This is a genomic window from Peptoniphilus rhinitidis 1-13 (assembly GCF_000246925.1).
In the GTDB taxonomy this organism is placed as follows: Bacteria; Bacillota; Clostridia; order Tissierellales; family Peptoniphilaceae; genus Peptoniphilus_A; species Peptoniphilus_A lacydonensis.
In genome coordinates this window covers 13,171-30,462 of record NZ_BAEW01000014.1, presented here as the reverse complement: position 1 = coordinate 30,462, position 17,292 = coordinate 13,171, and the positions used below count along the sequence as shown (strand labels likewise).

Sequence of the window (17,292 nt, the reverse complement as noted above, 5' to 3'; positions counted from 1 at the left end):
AGCAAGTTTTTATGTTAAAGTTTAAACTTAATTACAAAGTTAAACGATTTAAGGTAAGCTTATTTTGATAAATTAATGGATTGTTCATACCTTAATTTTATCGAAACAAAAAAAAACGGCTTTCGCCATATTCGAGCCGTTTTTTTGTTTTATTCTATTTTGCAACAGTACCGTAATTTTTATAATTTACTTTACTTCATACTATATACAACTTGTGAAATTTGTGCTCTTGTTAATTTCTCTTTTGGATTAAAGTTTCCATCATCCATTCCCTTTATCAAACCAAGTCTAACCATTTCTTTTACAGAGTCTTTTGCCCAATCTGAAATGTCTTTTTCATCTTTAAAGGAAATATTAATATTTTCTTCTTTGTTATTTAATTTATTAACCTTGTTAAATCTTGATAAAAAGGCACACATTTCTTCTCTAGTAAGTTCTTTGTCTGGTTTAAAGGTATTGTCGCCAAATCCACTTGCTATTTTATTCTTATAAGCCCAATCTATATAAGCTGCATAATATTTATTTTCATCTACATCACTAAATACTTTGTCTTTGTATTTATTTGTGTCTACATTTGCAACTCTTCCAAGTATCGTTACAAATTCTGCCCTAGTTAGATTTCTATCTGGCATAAAATTATTTAATTCTGCAATATTCTTGAAGTAATCTTTATTTACTACATAATTAATAGCATCTTTTGCCCAGTGATTTTCTATATTACTTGAATTTGTATCATAAGATGAGAATAAACTTTTAGATTTATTATTTTTGTTAGTCCTTGTATCAACTTTTGTACTTTTTTTGTGACTTCTACCTGTTTCTTTATTATTCTTTTCATCTTTATTTTTCTTATCAAAAGAATTTTCTTTGGTATCATTAGTATCACTTTCTGTTGACTTTTTATTGTCTAAAGGATTTTCGTCATTTGCTAGTTTTTTATTATCCTTTGGTTTTTCTTCATCTGATGGCCTTTTATTATCTCTTGGATTTTCTTCATTAGATGAATTTTGATCATCTTTTTCTTTTTTGCCACTTACGTCTTTCCAAAGAGCTGTTACAGTTATATCTGAATCAACTTTTATTTTATCTCCTGCATTCTTCTTATCTCTATCGCCTGAAACTATCCAAGCATCAAATATTTTATTCTCTGGTGCATCAAAAGTATTTCGTGGCAATTCTATTTCTTCATTTTCATCTGCAACAATATCTGGGATTTTTCCACTTCCTCCATTTGATTCAAATTTTATAGTATATTTGTTCTGACTAATTTCTTCAAAAACTGGGTCAATTTCAATATCTTCTTGTGCTATAAAAACATGACCTGGCTTTTGTGTAACTCCTCTTACATTCCATCCTGTGAATTTTTTATGACTATCATTTTGTCCAGTAAATTCTGGAAGTACAAAATCCTCTCCCTGTTTTACAAGTTCTTCTTTTCCATTTACTTTTATTTTTACATTTTTATTTTCTACTTCTGAAATTTCATCTGTATCTAAATCTATGTTATAAATTTTTACACTTGTATTTCTTGCATAGTCAGAAGCACTTACTTTTATTTCAACTTTTCCATCTCTTGCATAATTTTCAAGACTTCTATTAAAATCAAATTCTTTACCATTTACATAAATTTTACTTTTTTCTATGCGACCTAGTTTATCTTCATCTCTTTTATCAGAAATATTCAAATAAATTTTTCCTTCTTTATAATTTAATAGAAAGTCATTTTCACCAATCGCATCTTTAGACAACTTAATTTCTGGTTTTACACTGTCCATATAAATTCTATATTGTGAAAGAATTCCATTTTGTGGACTATTTAGCTTATAGTCTTTTGCAGACCAATCCATTACATCATTATCTCTTACATCTAATTTAACTTCAAAATCCTTTGAGTTATCAGATTTTAAATCTCCATAAATTAAATATTGGTCAACCATTGATTCATTTATTCTAAGGTGCCAATTAAATCCACCCTTATCGCCAATCCTTCCTCTCAAAACATATGGACTTTTTCTAACATAAAGCTCACCATTTTCTCCATCACTGTAAGGATTAAATGTATCTGGATCCATATCTAATTTAACTCCATCTCTATCGATGTAAAGACACTTGCCCATTTCCTCAACTAAATTTTCTTCTTTAAATTCTTCACTTCCATCTAATTTATAAATTTCATATCTAATTACATTAAAACCATCTAGACCTTTTATATTTGCATAAACAATTTTTGTGTCTTCGTCATTATTTTTAAAATCTTCAGTGTAATTGGAATCTAAACCAGTCTTGCCAGGATTTCTAGAAATAACTCTAACTCCATAGCCCTTTTCTATTCTAAGTTCGTCCTTTACTCTGTAAAAAATATTTCCATTCTCATCCCTTTCTTCTTTTAATTCTCCACCAAGTTCTGCTTCGCCAAGTTCAATAATACTTTTTTGTGAAGTTAAAAGTTTAGGCTTTTGCTTTTTTTCTACACTTTCATTTATTTCTTTTGGCATTCTTAAAAAAATACTCTTGCTTGTTTTGCCACTGTCTACTACAAATAATTCGATATCTCCTTTGTAGTCAATTCCTTTATTATTGTCTACATCATCCTTATTTCCCCACAAGTTAAATTTAAAACTGTGATTTTCTTCATCATAAGAATAAGGAACTTTTTTCAATTCTTCTCTTTTATTTGTCTTTGACATTCTAGTAGATCTAAAGTAAATTTTTGCATCAGGAGATACATTTCTAACTTCTCCTTCTACATCAAAGCCACCTTTTGAATCTGGGACAATCTTTCCAATATATCCCATGCTCTCTAATGAACTTACATCACTATCTTCAAATTCCATTAAAGATCCATCAGAATATTTAGAAGGAATTCCATATTCATCTACTGATTTAATATCTCCATAGTCATAATCTGTGCTTTCTTCTCCTGTAAATTCATTTGTAACTTTTATTTCCCTTGGTTTTATAATTCTTTTTGTATCTTCTTCAGAAAGTTCTTTTATATAAGAACTATCTTTATTTACACTTATTTCAGGATTTCCATAATTATTGTGAGTTTTGTCTTCTTTATTATTTTCAGAGCTATCTTTTTTATCTTCTTCTTTTATTTCTACATTTTTAAGTTTAGATGCATCAATTTCTCCAAGCTTTTCATCTTCTTTGCCTTCTAAGAAATAAGCTAACTTTCCATCTTTTACTTCGTTGTCAAATTTTATCCTGTAAAGATTTGTAAAGTTTGAGGCTCCATCAAGTGCTGCAATTTCTAAAGTTTTACCGAGAAGATTTTTATTTGCTCCAAGAATTTTATAGACAGAATTTCCATCGCTATCCATTTCAAAACTTCCATACTTGTCCACTTTTCCCGTATTTATTACTTTTAAATTTTCTTCTATATCTCCATACTCATCTACAAAAGCTGCACCTGCAAACCAAATTTTATTATTTTCTTCTTTAAATTCATTTGGATTTTTTTCTTGATCTCTTGCAAATAAAGTTTTCCCTGGATCATTTTGAACATGATAAGTGTCTTTTACTTTCAAAATAATTTCGTCAGGATTTTCTGCATTTACGCTGACAATTTGTGGAGGAGTTCTGTCAATTTTCACAGGAATATATGAAACTTGATATGGATATTTTGGAGAAAGTCTGTACTGGAATTTATAATAATATTGACCCTCTGCTATGGCATCAAATTTTCCCTCAACATAATTTGGATCAGTTTCATCTTCTGCGTGAGGATTATAAATTAATCCATCCCATCTCAAATCTCCATCTACTTTTAATTTTGAACTTTTAATTCCCTTTGCATCACTTCTCTTTGAATTTAAAATTCCCTTTATAAAATGATCCACTGTAATAACTTTAAGGTCTTTTTGATTTTTTTCATCCATTGTATTTACAATAGAAATTTTGCAGTCAGATGCTGATCTTAAAATTAGTGGACTTGGAGTAAGTCCTCTGTCAATTTCATTGTTTGAAATAATTTTACTATCACCTGTGGAACTCATTGTAAAATCTTGCGAATTATTAAAAGCAAATAATTCAGGATCTTGGTCTAGAGTTTTATTTTCAGTTTCTCTATTTTGAATTACACCAGCAGGTTTAAATAAATCTATTCCATGTTCTCCACCACGACCTCTATTTAATGTTCCTGGGATTTTTGGATTTCCTTCATCATCATAGCCCACGATTCCCTTGGATCTTGAACCTTCTTCCCAAGCCCATTTATCTACAATTGGTTCTTTATTCCAATCTCCAGCAAAACCCATTACTGGCATTGAAAGTGATGGCTGAGGATTTACTTTGTCCGTTCCTTCTTCTTTTGATTCAAATTTTATAAAAGACTCGACGAACTGATCTTTATTTTTTGCTTCGCCAAGATTTAACGTTGCTCCCAAATCAAAGGATCCCCTTGCAGGAATTGTAATCTCATCTTGTGCAAAAGTTAAACTTGCTCCTGCAACTTCTTTAGGATGAATTTCTGCAACTTCTTTTTTTCCATCTTCACTTTTTTCGTCTTTATATTGTTCGTCCAATTTTTTCTTTGTTATTTCACCATCAGTTGTAACCTTTGATGCACTCACCTTTACAGTTATATCTTTGTCTGAAGGATTATCTATATTAATTGTAAAATCTTTTTTATCTGATTTAATTTCTTTTAGAGAAACAGCACCATAAGAATTCATTTCTCCTTTTGAATCTTCCACTTTATATGAAACAATTAAATTATTCTTTAAAGCTTTTTCAACATTTATAAGTCCTGAACCTTGTTGCCTTGGAGATGCAAATAAATAATTTCCATTTCCATCATCAGTTGTTGGATCAATCATTGGAGTTGATGTATTTTGTAGCATTATCTTTGTAAGTGAAGTAATATCAATTCCTCTAGACTTTATAACTGGTTCTTCTACAAGTTCTTTTACTCTTGGTCTTATTAAAACTGTAGATGCAGAAACAACTGGTGTTGCCATAGAGGTTCCCGACATATATTGATAATTGTCCACTCCATTTATTTTATTTAAAGTTGAATAAATATTTTTACCAGGAGCTGAAACATCTGGCTTTAACATTAAATCAATCCTAGGTCCCCACGAAGTTGAACCAGCAGGTACATTAGTATCTTTCCACGCAATTTTATGGTCTAAAAACTTTAGACTAAGTTCTCTTTCATCTCCAACTTTTGGCTTCTTGGAATTATATTTTTCCATGTCAATTCTATAATCTGCATCTTTTCCCCTAAAATCTTCCTTGTCATCAGGAGTTCTACTGCAAATCATATCCCAAATTAACTTTCCGTCCATTCCTGAAACAGAAAATACTGGCACTTTTGTATTTTCATCTTCTTCATAGCCCATTGCAGGGATATTTTCCCAATCATCTCTATTGTAATAAGATACAGTATTTACTACTATTACGCCCTTTGCACCCTTGTCAAAAACTTTTTTGAAAGAATATTTTAACTCCTTAGTGTAAATTCTATCCATTACAACAATTTTATCTTTTAAATCTTTTCCAGAGATATCATCATCTTGACACTGCCCCAAATAGATAAAATTATATTTACCTTGAGGAAAATTATTTTTATCAAAGAAAGCTCCAATTTGCGAATATCTAAAATCTCTTCCACCAATATTTACACCTTCATAATTGATTTTTGTATTTCTAGACGAAGCAACAGCTATTGCATCTTCATGAGCAGCAGTTCTAGTAACATTTCCTGTATCCGTCATCTTTAAAGAATTATTTGCAAATCTATCCCATGAAGAACTAGAAGATGAAGTTGCATAATTTCCTGTTGCAACACAAATAGGAATACCTGCTTTTCTAAGTGCTCTAATTCCATACCAATATTTTTCTCCAACTAAACCAGTTCCAGTAAATCCAGATGAAACAGAAATTACATCAACATCGTGTTTGATACAGTCTTCAAAGGCGTGAAACATAGTTTCATCCCCAGCAAAACCATCGCTTGCATCAGAGTACATCTTATAAGAAAAAAGTTGTGCATTGGGTGCAATACCTCGTATTCCTTTATGTGCTTCTATGTCTTCTTTAGTATCATTAGCAGCTAAAATTCCTGCAATATGCATACCATGTGGATCATAATAATCTGAACCATCATCATATTTTTCTGTTGTTATCTTCCCGCCATTTAAGTAATTAAAAGAATGAGGAACTTTATCAGATAGCCAAAATTCTTTATCAGAACCCTTTAAATCTTCTTTCTTTATCTTTAAAGATCCTTTTGCATCATCATCAATACGCATAGCTTTGTGAGTAGCATCCATACCTGTATCTATGTTTGCAATAACCATTCCACGCCCGTCATAATTCTTTCCAAGATTTGCATTTATAGCGTTTAAACTTTTAAGATATTCACTTGCACTATCTACTCCAACAAGTTTTCTTGCATTTTCCATAAGTGGAACTAATTTTCCAGCTCTCTCGACTTCCTTTACTCCTTTGATATTTTTTAAATTATCAAGTTCTTCAGGATAAGTTTCAACAGACACTGCTTTAAACAAAATATCATACTCATACAAAACTTTTAAATCCTTAATTTGCTTTAGTTTCTGTATAACCTCTTCCTTATTAGCATTATCATAAAACTCTACAAAATAAACTACTTTTTCTCTCTTAACCTTTAAACTAGGTTCTTCATTTTCAAAATCTTCAAGTATTTTACTTTTCTTTAAGTTCATTTCCTTTTGATTTCTAACAATTTTTTCAGTTTCACTTAAAGAATCTCTGCCTAGATTGCTTTCAGCAAAAACTCCATTAAATGAACTCATAACAAAAATCATCGACAAACTAAGAGAAGAAAATTTTCTTAAATTTTTACCCATACTACCTCCAAACAATTTTTATTTGATGATAATAATTATCATCATTTTCTTTAACTATTTGAGTTTAGCATTTAAAAATTATTTTTTCAATATACTTTCTTCTATGAATTTTTTTCTTTTTTTGTAAAGTTTAAAATTAAAAATATTAAGATTATTCCCTCGTTCAAATCCCTGTTGTATTCTCGTTTATATAAATAATTTTTAAATTTTTTAATGTCCCCTTTTCATTATTTAAATAAATTTCAGAAATATTTATAAAAATTAATTCAAATAAAATTTTATTGATCTTACTTTAATTAAAATATCCTTTAAAATTAAGTTCTTATTTAATTTATAAGTTGTAAAATTAAATGCGACACAAATAAATAATAAAAACTCACACTAACTTCGTGTAAAATGTTAATAACGACAAAACTAACACAGGGATTAATATGAGCTATAAACATCTTACACTAAATGAAAGAAATAAGATAGAGGTATTAAACAAAGAGGGCTATTCTTCTAGAAGAATAGAGAAAATTTTAGGTTGTCACCATTCCACAATAGCTAGAGAGCTTAAAAGATGTGACTCTGAATACGAAGCCCACTTAGCAGAAAGAGATAAAAAATCTAAATCATCTTTAAAAGGCAGAAAAATTAAAGCAAATTATGAAATATTAGAAAGTACCAAAGAAAAGCTAAACTCTAAATGGCCACCTGAGCAAATTGTAGGTTTTCTTTATAAAGGAATATTAAGCTTTAAAACAATATATAACTGGATTTATTCTGGAGTAATAGATTTTAATATTTCAAAATTAAGAAGAAAAGATAAGTCTAGAAAAAGCAAAGAAATAAGAGGAAAATTTAACATAGGTATCTATAAGAAAAGGACCAAAAAACATAAAATATAGAAATTCCTTTGGACATACCCAAGTGGCACAAGACTGGGAACTTGATACGGTTGTATCTTCCAGAGGAAAAAGTAAAGGGTGCCTAGCAACATTTGTTGAAAGAAAAACAAGATTTTATATAGCATTACCAATGCAAGATAGAAGCAAAGATTCAATGTTTGAAGCAATTAATAAACTTGTTAAATCATTTCCAGAAAAAGCTTTATCATATAGAGGAAAGGAATTTGCTTGCTATGAAGAAGTTGAAAAGCTTGGAATTGACTTTTACTTTGCTGACCAATATTCAGCATGGAAAAGAGGAAGTAATGAAAATTTCAATGGTTTACTAAGAGAATATTATCCTAAAAAGAAAGATCTAGCAGAAATATCTGAAAAAGATCTTATTAAAAATTTAATGGAGCTCAATAACAGACTTAGAAAATGTCTAAATTATTGAACTCCTTTTGAATTATTTATACATGAACTTAGTTTAATTTAGGTGTCACAATATTATTTGCAATTCATCAATTAAAAAAATATCAGCTCACAACCTATTAGGAAGAGCTGATACACAAAACTTTTCACATACACTCGCAATTTCTTGCGACAGTTTTCCTATAAATTTAATTTTTAAACATTAGCATTTTCTTTTTCAGCTGCTTCTTTTTTTAGCTTTGCTTCTTCAAGTTTTGCTTGTTTTTCTTTTTCTTTCTTTTCTTTTTCCTTTTGTTTCATTTTTTCCACTCTTTCAGGATACTCACAATAAATTGCTCCTGTTGGACATTTTGAAACACAAATTCCACAGTTGATACATTTATCATAATCAATTGACGCAAGATTATTTTCTACATGTATTGCATCCTTTGGACAATTCTTTTCACAAAGTCCACAAGAAATACACCCAATTGAGCAGTTGCTTCTAACAACTTTTCCTGGATCAAAAGATTTACATTTTACAACTGTTTTAGATTTATATGGTCTAAGTGAAATAATTTTCTTAGGACAAATGTTGATACATTTCATGCAAGCAACACATTTTTCTTTATCCACTACTGCTACTCCATTTACCATATGAATTGCGTCAAATTCACAAACACTTACACAAGTGCCTCCTCCACAGCACCCATAGGTACAAGCTTTTGCACCTTGTTGATAGTCAGATATAAGTCTACAATCTTTTAAGTCATTATATTCATATTTATTTTTTGCCTTGTCACAATCTCCTTGACAAAGAACTACTGCTATATTTCTCTCTACATTTTCTGCATTGACTCCCATTACTTGGCTGACTTTTTCAGCAGTTTCTGCTCCACCAATTACACAGCCATTTACTGGTGCCTTTCCACTTGCAATTGCTTCTGCAAGTCCATCACATCCAGGAAATCCACAAGCTCCACAGTTTGCCCCTGGAAGAGAATCTCTTACTTCTGCAACTTTAGGGTCTACTTCTACATAAAATACTTTAGATGCTATTGAAAGAATTACTCCAAAAAAAGCTCCTGCAATTCCTAAAAACAAAACTGGGGTAAGTACTGTACTCATTTCCATAATTACCTCCTATACCAATCCGCCGAAACCTGAGAATGCTATGGCCATTAAACCCGCACTCACAAGTGCAATGGGAACTCCTTGAAGTGCTTTAGGTACATCTGCAAGCATTAATTTTTCTCTTAGTGCTGCAATTAATACTAGCGCAAGTGTAAAACCTACTGAAGCTCCAAATCCACTAAATATTGTTTCTATTAAGTTATATCCATTTTGAACATTTAAAACTGTTACGCCAAGTACAACACAGTTTGTTGTAATAAGTGGAAGATATACACCCATTGCTTGATAAAGTGAAGGTGATGACTTCTTTATAAACATTTCTACGAATTGTACTAATGATGCAATTACAAGTATAAATGCAATTGTTTGTAAATACTCAAGTCCAAATTTATCCAATACAAATCTTTGAATTAGCCAAGTTATAGCAGACGCAAGTACAACTACAAAAGTTACTGCTACTCCCATTCCAAGAGCTGTTTCTGTCTTTGATGATACTCCAAGAAAAGGACAAATCCCCAAGAATTGAGCAAATACATAGTTATTTACAAGTATTGTCGAAATTAAAATTGTAATAATACTTTCTAACATCAGTCTGCCCTCCTATTAAGCAATAATTTAAATCCTGCTATCAAAAATCCAAGAAGTATGAAAGCGCCTGCTGGTGCTCCCATAATTCCAATTCCTGGATAGGATTCTGGTAAAATTTGTTTTTCAAATAATGTTCCATATCCAAAGAATTCACGAACAAGACCCATTGCAAGTACAGCAATAGTATATCCAACTCCTGTTCCAATTCCGTCTACAATTGATGGAATTAATGCATTTTTATAAGCAAAACCTTCTGCTTCACCTAATATACAACAGTTAACTACTATAAGTGGTAAGAAAATACCAAGTGCTGCATAAATTGATGGTGAATAAGCTTGAAGTATCATTTGTACTAATGTTACGAAAGTGGCAATTACTACAATAAAACAAGGAATTCTTATTTTATCAGGTATTATCTTTCTAAGTGCAGATACTACTGTATTACTCATTATAAGTACAAAAGTAACTGCTATACCCATTGCCAATGAATTTGTCAAACTATTTGTAATAGCCAGTGTTGAACAAAGCCCTATAAGTTGAATGAACACGGGATTGTTTTTAAAAGCACCGTCTAAAAAAACTCTAGATAATTTCATTTAAGCCTCCTTATTCATTCTTTAGAACTTCATTATAAACTTTTATGGCATCATTAGAACCTGCTAAAGCTCCTTTAGATGAAATTGTTGCTGATGTAAGCCACATAACTTCATCTTCTGCTTTTGGATCTTTTGATAATTTTAGAGGACTTGCTGCAGATTTTCCTTCGTAAGAAGGATAATATTCGTCAGTTGTTATTCTGCTACCAAATCCACTTGTTTCTCCATTAGATATATTTCTAAATCCAGCAATTTTATCGCCATCAAGTAAGAATCCAAGAGCATTTGTCATCGCTCCGCCATATCCATTTGATTTTACATTTACACCATAACCAACTACATTGCCATCTTTTTTGGCAACAAATATTTTTTCAATATTTGGATAATTTTCTTTTATATCTTTTAATTTAGCTTCATCATATTCTTCAAAGCTATCTGCATTATCACCAAAAATAACTTCATAGGATGCAAGCGTGTTCTTTAGTTCGGCTTCTGCAATTACTGGAGCAGTAAAACTATTTACAACTGCCAAAAGTCCTGCAGATATAGCACAGAAAACTAATAGTATAATCCCAAATTTTACTGGTTCTTTCATTTACTTCGCCTCCCCGTATGCACTTGTAACTGTAAGTTTATCAATTAACGGTGTTGCAAGATTCATAAGACATATTGCATAGGAAACTCCTTCTGGAAGTGATGCTTTTACTCTTATAAGAGCAGTAAGAAGCCCACATCCAATCGCAAAAATAAGTCTTCCTTTTTTATTGATAGGATTTGTTGTATAATCTGTTGCCATAAAAATAGCACCAAGAAGTAATCCACCTGCTAAAAGTTCATAAGGAACAAGGTTTGCAGGAATACCAAATATTATTAAAAAAACAGCTGTTGTAGCTACATATATTACAGGTATTTCCCAAGAAATAACTTTTCTAATTACTAAGTATACAAATCCAATTAAAAGTGCAATTGCAGAAGTTTCTCCAATTACTCCTCCAATATTTCCTATAAACATATCTTTCAATGCAGGAAGATTAGTCAAATCTCCACTAGAAATAATTTGAAGAGGTGTAGCAGATGAAACTGCATCTACACTACCTTTTAAAACGTCAGGTGAAACATAATCAGTGATTTGTTTTGGCCAAGAGGCCATTAATACAAGTCTTGCAGCAAGTGCTGGATTCATAAAGTTAAATCCTATACCACCAAAACACTCTTTAACAATTAATATCGCAAAAACTGATCCGAAAGCAGCCATCCAAAGTGGAAAAGATTGTGGCATATTTAGTGCAATTAAAATTCCAGTTACAACTGAAGATAAATCTTTTACTTGAATAGTCTTTTTTAGTGCCTTTTGCGTAATATATTCAGTTAAAACAGAAGATATTACACAAGTTGCAATAAGTGCAATAGATCTCATTCCAAAAAAATACACCGAAGCTATCATTGCAGGAATAAGTGCAATAATTACATCAAGCATAATCTTTTTTACAGAATCATTTGATCTAATGTGCGGAGCAAGTGAAACAAAACGAGCTTCGTTTTTTGTCATCGGATCTTTATTTATTTTATTATTTTCCAAAATTGATCCCTCCTATTTCTTTTGATTAGCTCTAATTTCACGTTTGGCTAATTTTACAGATGCGCTTAGATGTCTTTTTGCTGGACAAACAAAGGAACATATTCCACATTCCATACATTGATCAGCATGAAGATTCATGCATAAATCTACATTTCCTTTTAAAATTGCATGATTAATATCAGTTGGATTAATATTTGCAGGACAATGATCTACACATCTTGAACATCTAATACATGGAGATTCAATTCTTTCAGTAACTTCTTCTTCAGTAAAAACTAAAATACCAGAAGTTGTTTTTGTAATTGGTGCATCTAAACTAAAGACTGATTTACCAGTCATAGGACCACCACATATAATTTCTTTAAAGTTTTCTTTTACTCCTCCACAGAAATCTAAAATATCTCCAACAGGAGTTCCAACTTTAACTAAAATATTTTTTGGCTCATTAATACCAGAACCACTAACTGTTATTACTCTCTCATAAGAAGGCTTTCCTTCTATAACTGCTTCATAAAACGCAAGAGTTGTACCTACATTAGTAAGAAAAACTCCAACATCATTTGTTACTCCATTTTGTGGAACAATTCTTCCAACAACAGCTTCAGAAAGTCTTTTTGAATCACCTTGTGGATATTTAGTTTGACATCCAACAACTTTTAAATGCTTCCAGTTAGGATTTTTTGCAATTACTTCTTCCATCTTTGCAATTGCATCAGGTTTATTTTCTTCAATTGCCATGTAAGAAGATTCTCTATTATAAAAATGTGAAAAAATATCTAAACCTTCTAATATTTCTTCAGTTTTTTCAAGCATAATCCTGTGGTCGCAAGTTAAGAATGGTTCACATTCTGCACCATTTATTATACATTCATCAAGAACTGGATCTTCACCTTTTAACTTAGCGTGAAGAGGAAAACCAGCTCCCCCCATTCCGACAATCCCCTTTTCTTTAATAAAAGGAATTAAATCGTCAATAGGATGATCCTTATAATCTTTAAAATCTTTTAAATCACTTGTGATTTCATCTTTGCCATCGTTTTCAATAACTACACAATCGCAATACCTTCCATCAGCAGTGTACATTTTTTTAATTTCTTTCACTGTACCTGATACAGATGAATGTATAGCTGCTGATATGTAAGCATCAGAATTTCCCACAATTTGTCCAACTTTGACAGAATCTCCCTTCGAAACAACAGGTGAGCAAGGTGCTCCAATATGTTGTGACATAGGTATGTAGCAAATCTTAGGACTTGGCATCCTTTCAATTGCAATTTTCTCAGTCAAAGTTTTGTGCTCGTCCATATGAACTCCACCTACTGAAAAAGTGAGATTTCTTGAACTCATAAAACTTCACCCCTTATTTGGCCTAAGCCTATTTTTTTAACCTTTGTTATAATTATAACACTAAATTTAATTAAAGTATATGATTCTACTTAAAAATTTGACAGGAGGAAATCTTTCCCAATCTCTATTTTGTATAAACTTTTAACAAAATTATTTTCCATAAATTTTTAAATTAAGACTTATTATTTTAAATTTCATGATTAATCTATAAAAATTATTCATTTAGAAAATTTCCATAAATTATAAATTATAGATTATAAATTTTAATTTTACATAATAAAAAAATCTCACGCCTTTACGTAAGATTTCTTATTGTTTTCATTTTATTTATTTCTTTCATAAGGAATTCCATCAGATGATGGAGCTCTTGATCCTTTAACAAATAATATCAATACCACAAGGGTGATAACATAAGGTATCATTGAAAGCAAATTTGTGTCAATATTTATTCCTCTTGAACCAAGAAAAACTGAAAGTCCCTGTGCAAATCCAAAAAGTAAACAAGCAAGCATAGCTCCTTGTGGTTTCCATCCTCCAAAAATTACTGCAGCAAGGGCAATAAATCCCTGTCCTGAAATTAATGTTTCTCTGTAATTTGAAACTACTGCAAGGGACATTGACGCTCCTCCAAGACCTGCGAAAAAACCTGATGCTAAAACACAAATATATTTTATTTTATAAGCATCTACTCCTAGAGTTTCTGCTGCCTTTGGATATTCTCCAACTGCTCTTATTCTAAGTCCAAACTTTGTTTTATATAAAACAAAATAAACTATTAATACAAGAATAAAAGCTAAATAAACTGATGCATACTGTGAAAAAACAATATCTAAAAATCTTGCAAATCCGCTGGAACTACCTGATCCTTTAAATATTTTCCCAAATAAAATTGGAAGCTTATTTTCGTAAGGAATTGATTTGGACATAGCCGCTCCATCAAAAAATAATCTGCAAAGAAAGATTGAAAGTCCTGGTCCAATTAAATTTATTGCAATACCACTTACCACATGGTCAGCTGCAAAATTTATTGTTGCAACTGCATGAAGAAGTGCAATTAACATTCCTCCAAGTCCACCACATACAAACGCAATCCAAGGATTTCCAACATAGTAACCAACAATAGAACCTACTACTGCACCTATGGACATCATACCTTCAAGTCCAATATTTACAACTCCTGCATTTTCAGATAAAATTCCTCCAAGTGCTGTGTATATTAGAGGCGCTGAATATAAAAGTGTAATAGATAAAATACTTGCTAAACTTAAAAGTGAACTATTCATTTGCTCCTCCTTTTCTTATTTTATCTGAATCTTTATTTGACCACTTTTTAAAGAAAAATCTAATCATATCCAAAAGTTTTGGCATAGCTATAAATAAAATCATTATTCCAACAATTATGTTTACTATTTCTGAATAAGTTCCAATTGTAGTAAGCTTTCCTCCACCATAAGTTAATCCTGCATAGAGAATTGCTGCTGGAATGGTTCCCAAGGGATTATTTCCTGCTATTAGTGCAACTGCCATTCCATCAAACCCATATCCTTCTTGTGCTGCCATCATTCCTATATTTCCAGATACTCCAAGAACTGTAATTGCCCCTGCAAGCCCTGATAATATTCCTGCTATTCCCATAGATTTTACAATAGATTTATTTATATTTATTCCCCCATATTCTGCAGCTTTTTCATTAAAACCAACTGCTCGGAGTTCATAGCCTAAAGTAGTTTTCTTTAATATATACCAAATTACAATTGCAGCTATAATTGCTATTATTATTCCAAAATTTACAGGTGGATTTAAAATATCTCTCAAAAATTTATTTTGTGCTAAATAAGCCCTTCCACTTTTGCTTGTTTTCCACGCTCCTGCAATTTTTATGCTGGCACTTTCTTTTATTGAATAAGAGTTATCTGATTCGATATTTCTAATTAGCGGAAAGCTTAACAAATAGTTGCTAAAATAAAAGGCTATCCAATTCATCATTATAGACGAAATAACTTCATTTACATCAAACTTTGCTTTCAAAATCCCAACAAGTGCTCCCCAAATATATCCACATAAAGCTCCTGCAAGAAGTGCAACTATTCCATGTATAACTGGTGGCAAATCTAAAAGTAAACCTACAACCAATGCTCCAATAGAACCTACAATATATTGCCCCTCTGCTCCTATATTAAAAAGTCCTGTATTAAATGCAAAAGCTACGGAAAGACCTGTTAAAATAAGTGGTACTGATTTAACAATAGTCCATGAGATATATTTAGGCTTTCCAAAAGCCCCAACAAAAATAACTTTGTATGCTTCCATTGGACTTGTTCCACTTATTAAAAGTATTATAGAGCCAATTATTATCCCCAAAATAATGGCAAGCATTGTATATAAAAATCTATTTCTCTTCATTTTTACCTCCTGCCATATAAAGCCCTATCTCTTTTTCATTAGTTTTATCTGCATCAAATGTCTTTAAAATCTTTCCGTTGTAAATAACAGAAATTCTATCAGAAAGTGCCATAATCTCATCAAGCTCAAAGGAAATTAAAAGAACTGCCTTTCCTCTATCTCTTTGATTTATTAAAAAATTCCTAATATATTCAATTGCTCCAACATCAAGACCTCTTGTAGGTTGTGCCGCAATCAAAAGATCTGGATCTCCAGAAATTTCTCTTGCCAAAATTACTTTTTGTTGATTTCCACCAGATAATTCTCCTGCAAATTGATTTATATTTCTAGGTCTAATATCATAATCATCTTCAAGTCTTGTGGCATTTTCTTCTATGTTTTTAAAATTTAAAATTCCTTTTTCAGAAAATTTTTCTTTATAATAATTTTTTAAAATCATATTTTCAGAAACTGTAAAATCTAAAACTAATCCGCGAAGTTGTCTATCTTCTGGAATCGAATTTAATCCCTTTTCAATTATTTCTCTTGGACTTTTATTTAAAATTTCGTCTCCTTTGAAAATTACAGAACCACTTTCTGCCTTTTTTAACCCAGTGATGATTTCAATAAGTTCAGATTGACCATTTCCATCTACACCAGCAATTCCATGAATTTCCCCAGCCTTGACATCTAAATTAAGATCATCTAATTTCTTTACATTCCTAAAATCTTTTGCACATAATTTTTCGATTCTTAAAATAGTTTCTCCTGATTTTACGTCCTTTTTGTTGACATCTAAATGGACTGATCTTCCCACCATCATCTCTGCAAGTTCTGATTCAGTAACTTCTGAAACATTTACCGTATCAATCTTTTTACCACGCCTAATAATTGTGCATCTATTTGCAACTTTTTTTATTTCTTTTAACTTGTGAGTGATAATTATAATTGATTTTCCTTCTTTGGCAAGATTTTTTATTATTTCCATTAGCTCTGTTATCTCTTGTGGAGTTAAAACTGCAGTAGGTTCATCAAAAATTAAAATATCTGCTCCTCTATAAAGTACCTTTAAAATTTCAACTTTTTGCTGCGTCCCCACTGAAATATCCTGTATTTTTGCATCTGGATCAATCTTAAAACCATATCTATTGGAAAGTTCTATAACATCTTCTCTCGCTTTTTTTATGTCTACTTTTACTCCATTCATTGGTTCCATTCCAAGAACAATATTTTCTACAACAGTAAAGGGCTCTATAAGCATAAAATGTTGGTGAACCATTCCAAGACCTGCTTCTATTGCATCATTTGGGTCTTTAAACTCTTTTTTTTCATTATTTATATAAATATCACCTGAAGTTGGAGAACTCATACCATAAAGCATATTCATAAGAGTAGTTTTGCCAGCTCCATTTTCTCCAAGAAGGGAGTGAATCTCTCCTTTCTTTATATCAAGATCAATTCCATCGTTTGCAACAAAATCTCCAAATTTTTTTGTAATACTTTCCATGCAAACGACTAAATCTTTTTTATCAATTTCCAAGATG

10 protein-coding genes and 1 pseudogene are annotated in these 17,292 nt (G+C 31.0%); 1 reads left to right on the top strand and 10 read right to left on the bottom strand.

Annotated features, from left to right (window positions below; translation table 11 throughout):
* Window positions 1-191: 191 nt before the first annotated feature.
* Window positions 192-6,839, bottom strand: a complete 6,648-nt coding sequence (locus tag RH95_RS07560) for a S8 family serine peptidase (RefSeq protein ID WP_010247490.1) — start codon at window positions 6,837-6,839, stop codon at window positions 192-194.
* Between the two features lie 431 nt (window positions 6,840-7,270).
* Here RH95_RS07560 and RH95_RS07555 point away from each other — a divergent pair.
* A pseudogene (locus RH95_RS07555) lies at window positions 7,271-8,165 on the top strand (IS30 family transposase).
* Window positions 8,166-8,338: 173 nt separating this feature from the next.
* Here RH95_RS07555 and RH95_RS07550 read toward each other — a convergent pair.
* From RH95_RS07550 to RH95_RS07510, 9 genes are all read right to left on the bottom strand, one after another.
* A complete protein-coding gene (locus RH95_RS07550) occupies window positions 8,339-9,256 on the bottom strand; it encodes an RnfABCDGE type electron transport complex subunit B (RefSeq protein ID WP_010247481.1) in 918 nt (305 codons plus the stop codon).
* A 9-nt stretch (window positions 9,257-9,265) separates the two neighbouring features.
* Window positions 9,266-9,844 carry an electron transport complex subunit RsxA gene (rsxA, locus tag RH95_RS07545; protein ID WP_010247477.1) on the bottom strand — a complete coding sequence of 193 codons (579 nt, stop codon included), beginning with the start codon at window positions 9,842-9,844 and terminating at the stop codon, window positions 9,266-9,268.
* Window positions 9,844-10,440, bottom strand: a complete 597-nt coding sequence (gene rsxE / locus RH95_RS07540; protein ID WP_010247475.1) for an electron transport complex subunit RsxE — start codon at window positions 10,438-10,440, stop codon at window positions 9,844-9,846. The genes rsxA and rsxE overlap by 1 nt, the downstream gene beginning before the upstream one ends.
* A 10-nt stretch (window positions 10,441-10,450) precedes the next feature.
* A complete protein-coding gene (locus RH95_RS07535; RefSeq protein WP_010247472.1) occupies window positions 10,451-11,035 on the bottom strand; it encodes an RnfABCDGE type electron transport complex subunit G in 585 nt (194 codons plus the stop codon).
* On the bottom strand, window positions 11,036-12,019 hold the full coding sequence (locus RH95_RS07530; protein ID WP_010247469.1) for an RnfABCDGE type electron transport complex subunit D: 984 nt from the start codon (window positions 12,017-12,019) through the stop codon (window positions 11,036-11,038).
* 12 nt (window positions 12,020-12,031) lie between these two features.
* Complete coding sequence (gene rsxC, locus RH95_RS07525) at window positions 12,032-13,366, bottom strand: electron transport complex subunit RsxC (protein WP_010247468.1); 1,335 nt, start codon at window positions 13,364-13,366, stop codon at window positions 12,032-12,034.
* 323 nt (window positions 13,367-13,689) lie between these two features.
* Window positions 13,690-14,649: an ABC transporter permease gene (locus tag RH95_RS07520; RefSeq protein WP_010247465.1), complete on the bottom strand. Its 960-nt coding sequence runs from the start codon at window positions 14,647-14,649 to the stop codon at window positions 13,690-13,692.
* Complete coding sequence (locus tag RH95_RS07515; protein WP_010247464.1) at window positions 14,642-15,769, bottom strand: ABC transporter permease; 1,128 nt, start codon at window positions 15,767-15,769, stop codon at window positions 14,642-14,644. The genes RH95_RS07520 and RH95_RS07515 overlap by 8 nt, the downstream gene beginning before the upstream one ends.
* Window positions 15,756-17,288, bottom strand: a complete 1,533-nt coding sequence (locus RH95_RS07510; protein WP_010247462.1) for an ABC transporter ATP-binding protein — start codon at window positions 17,286-17,288, stop codon at window positions 15,756-15,758. The genes RH95_RS07515 and RH95_RS07510 overlap by 14 nt, the downstream gene beginning before the upstream one ends.
* Window positions 17,289-17,292: the final 4 nt, after the last annotated feature.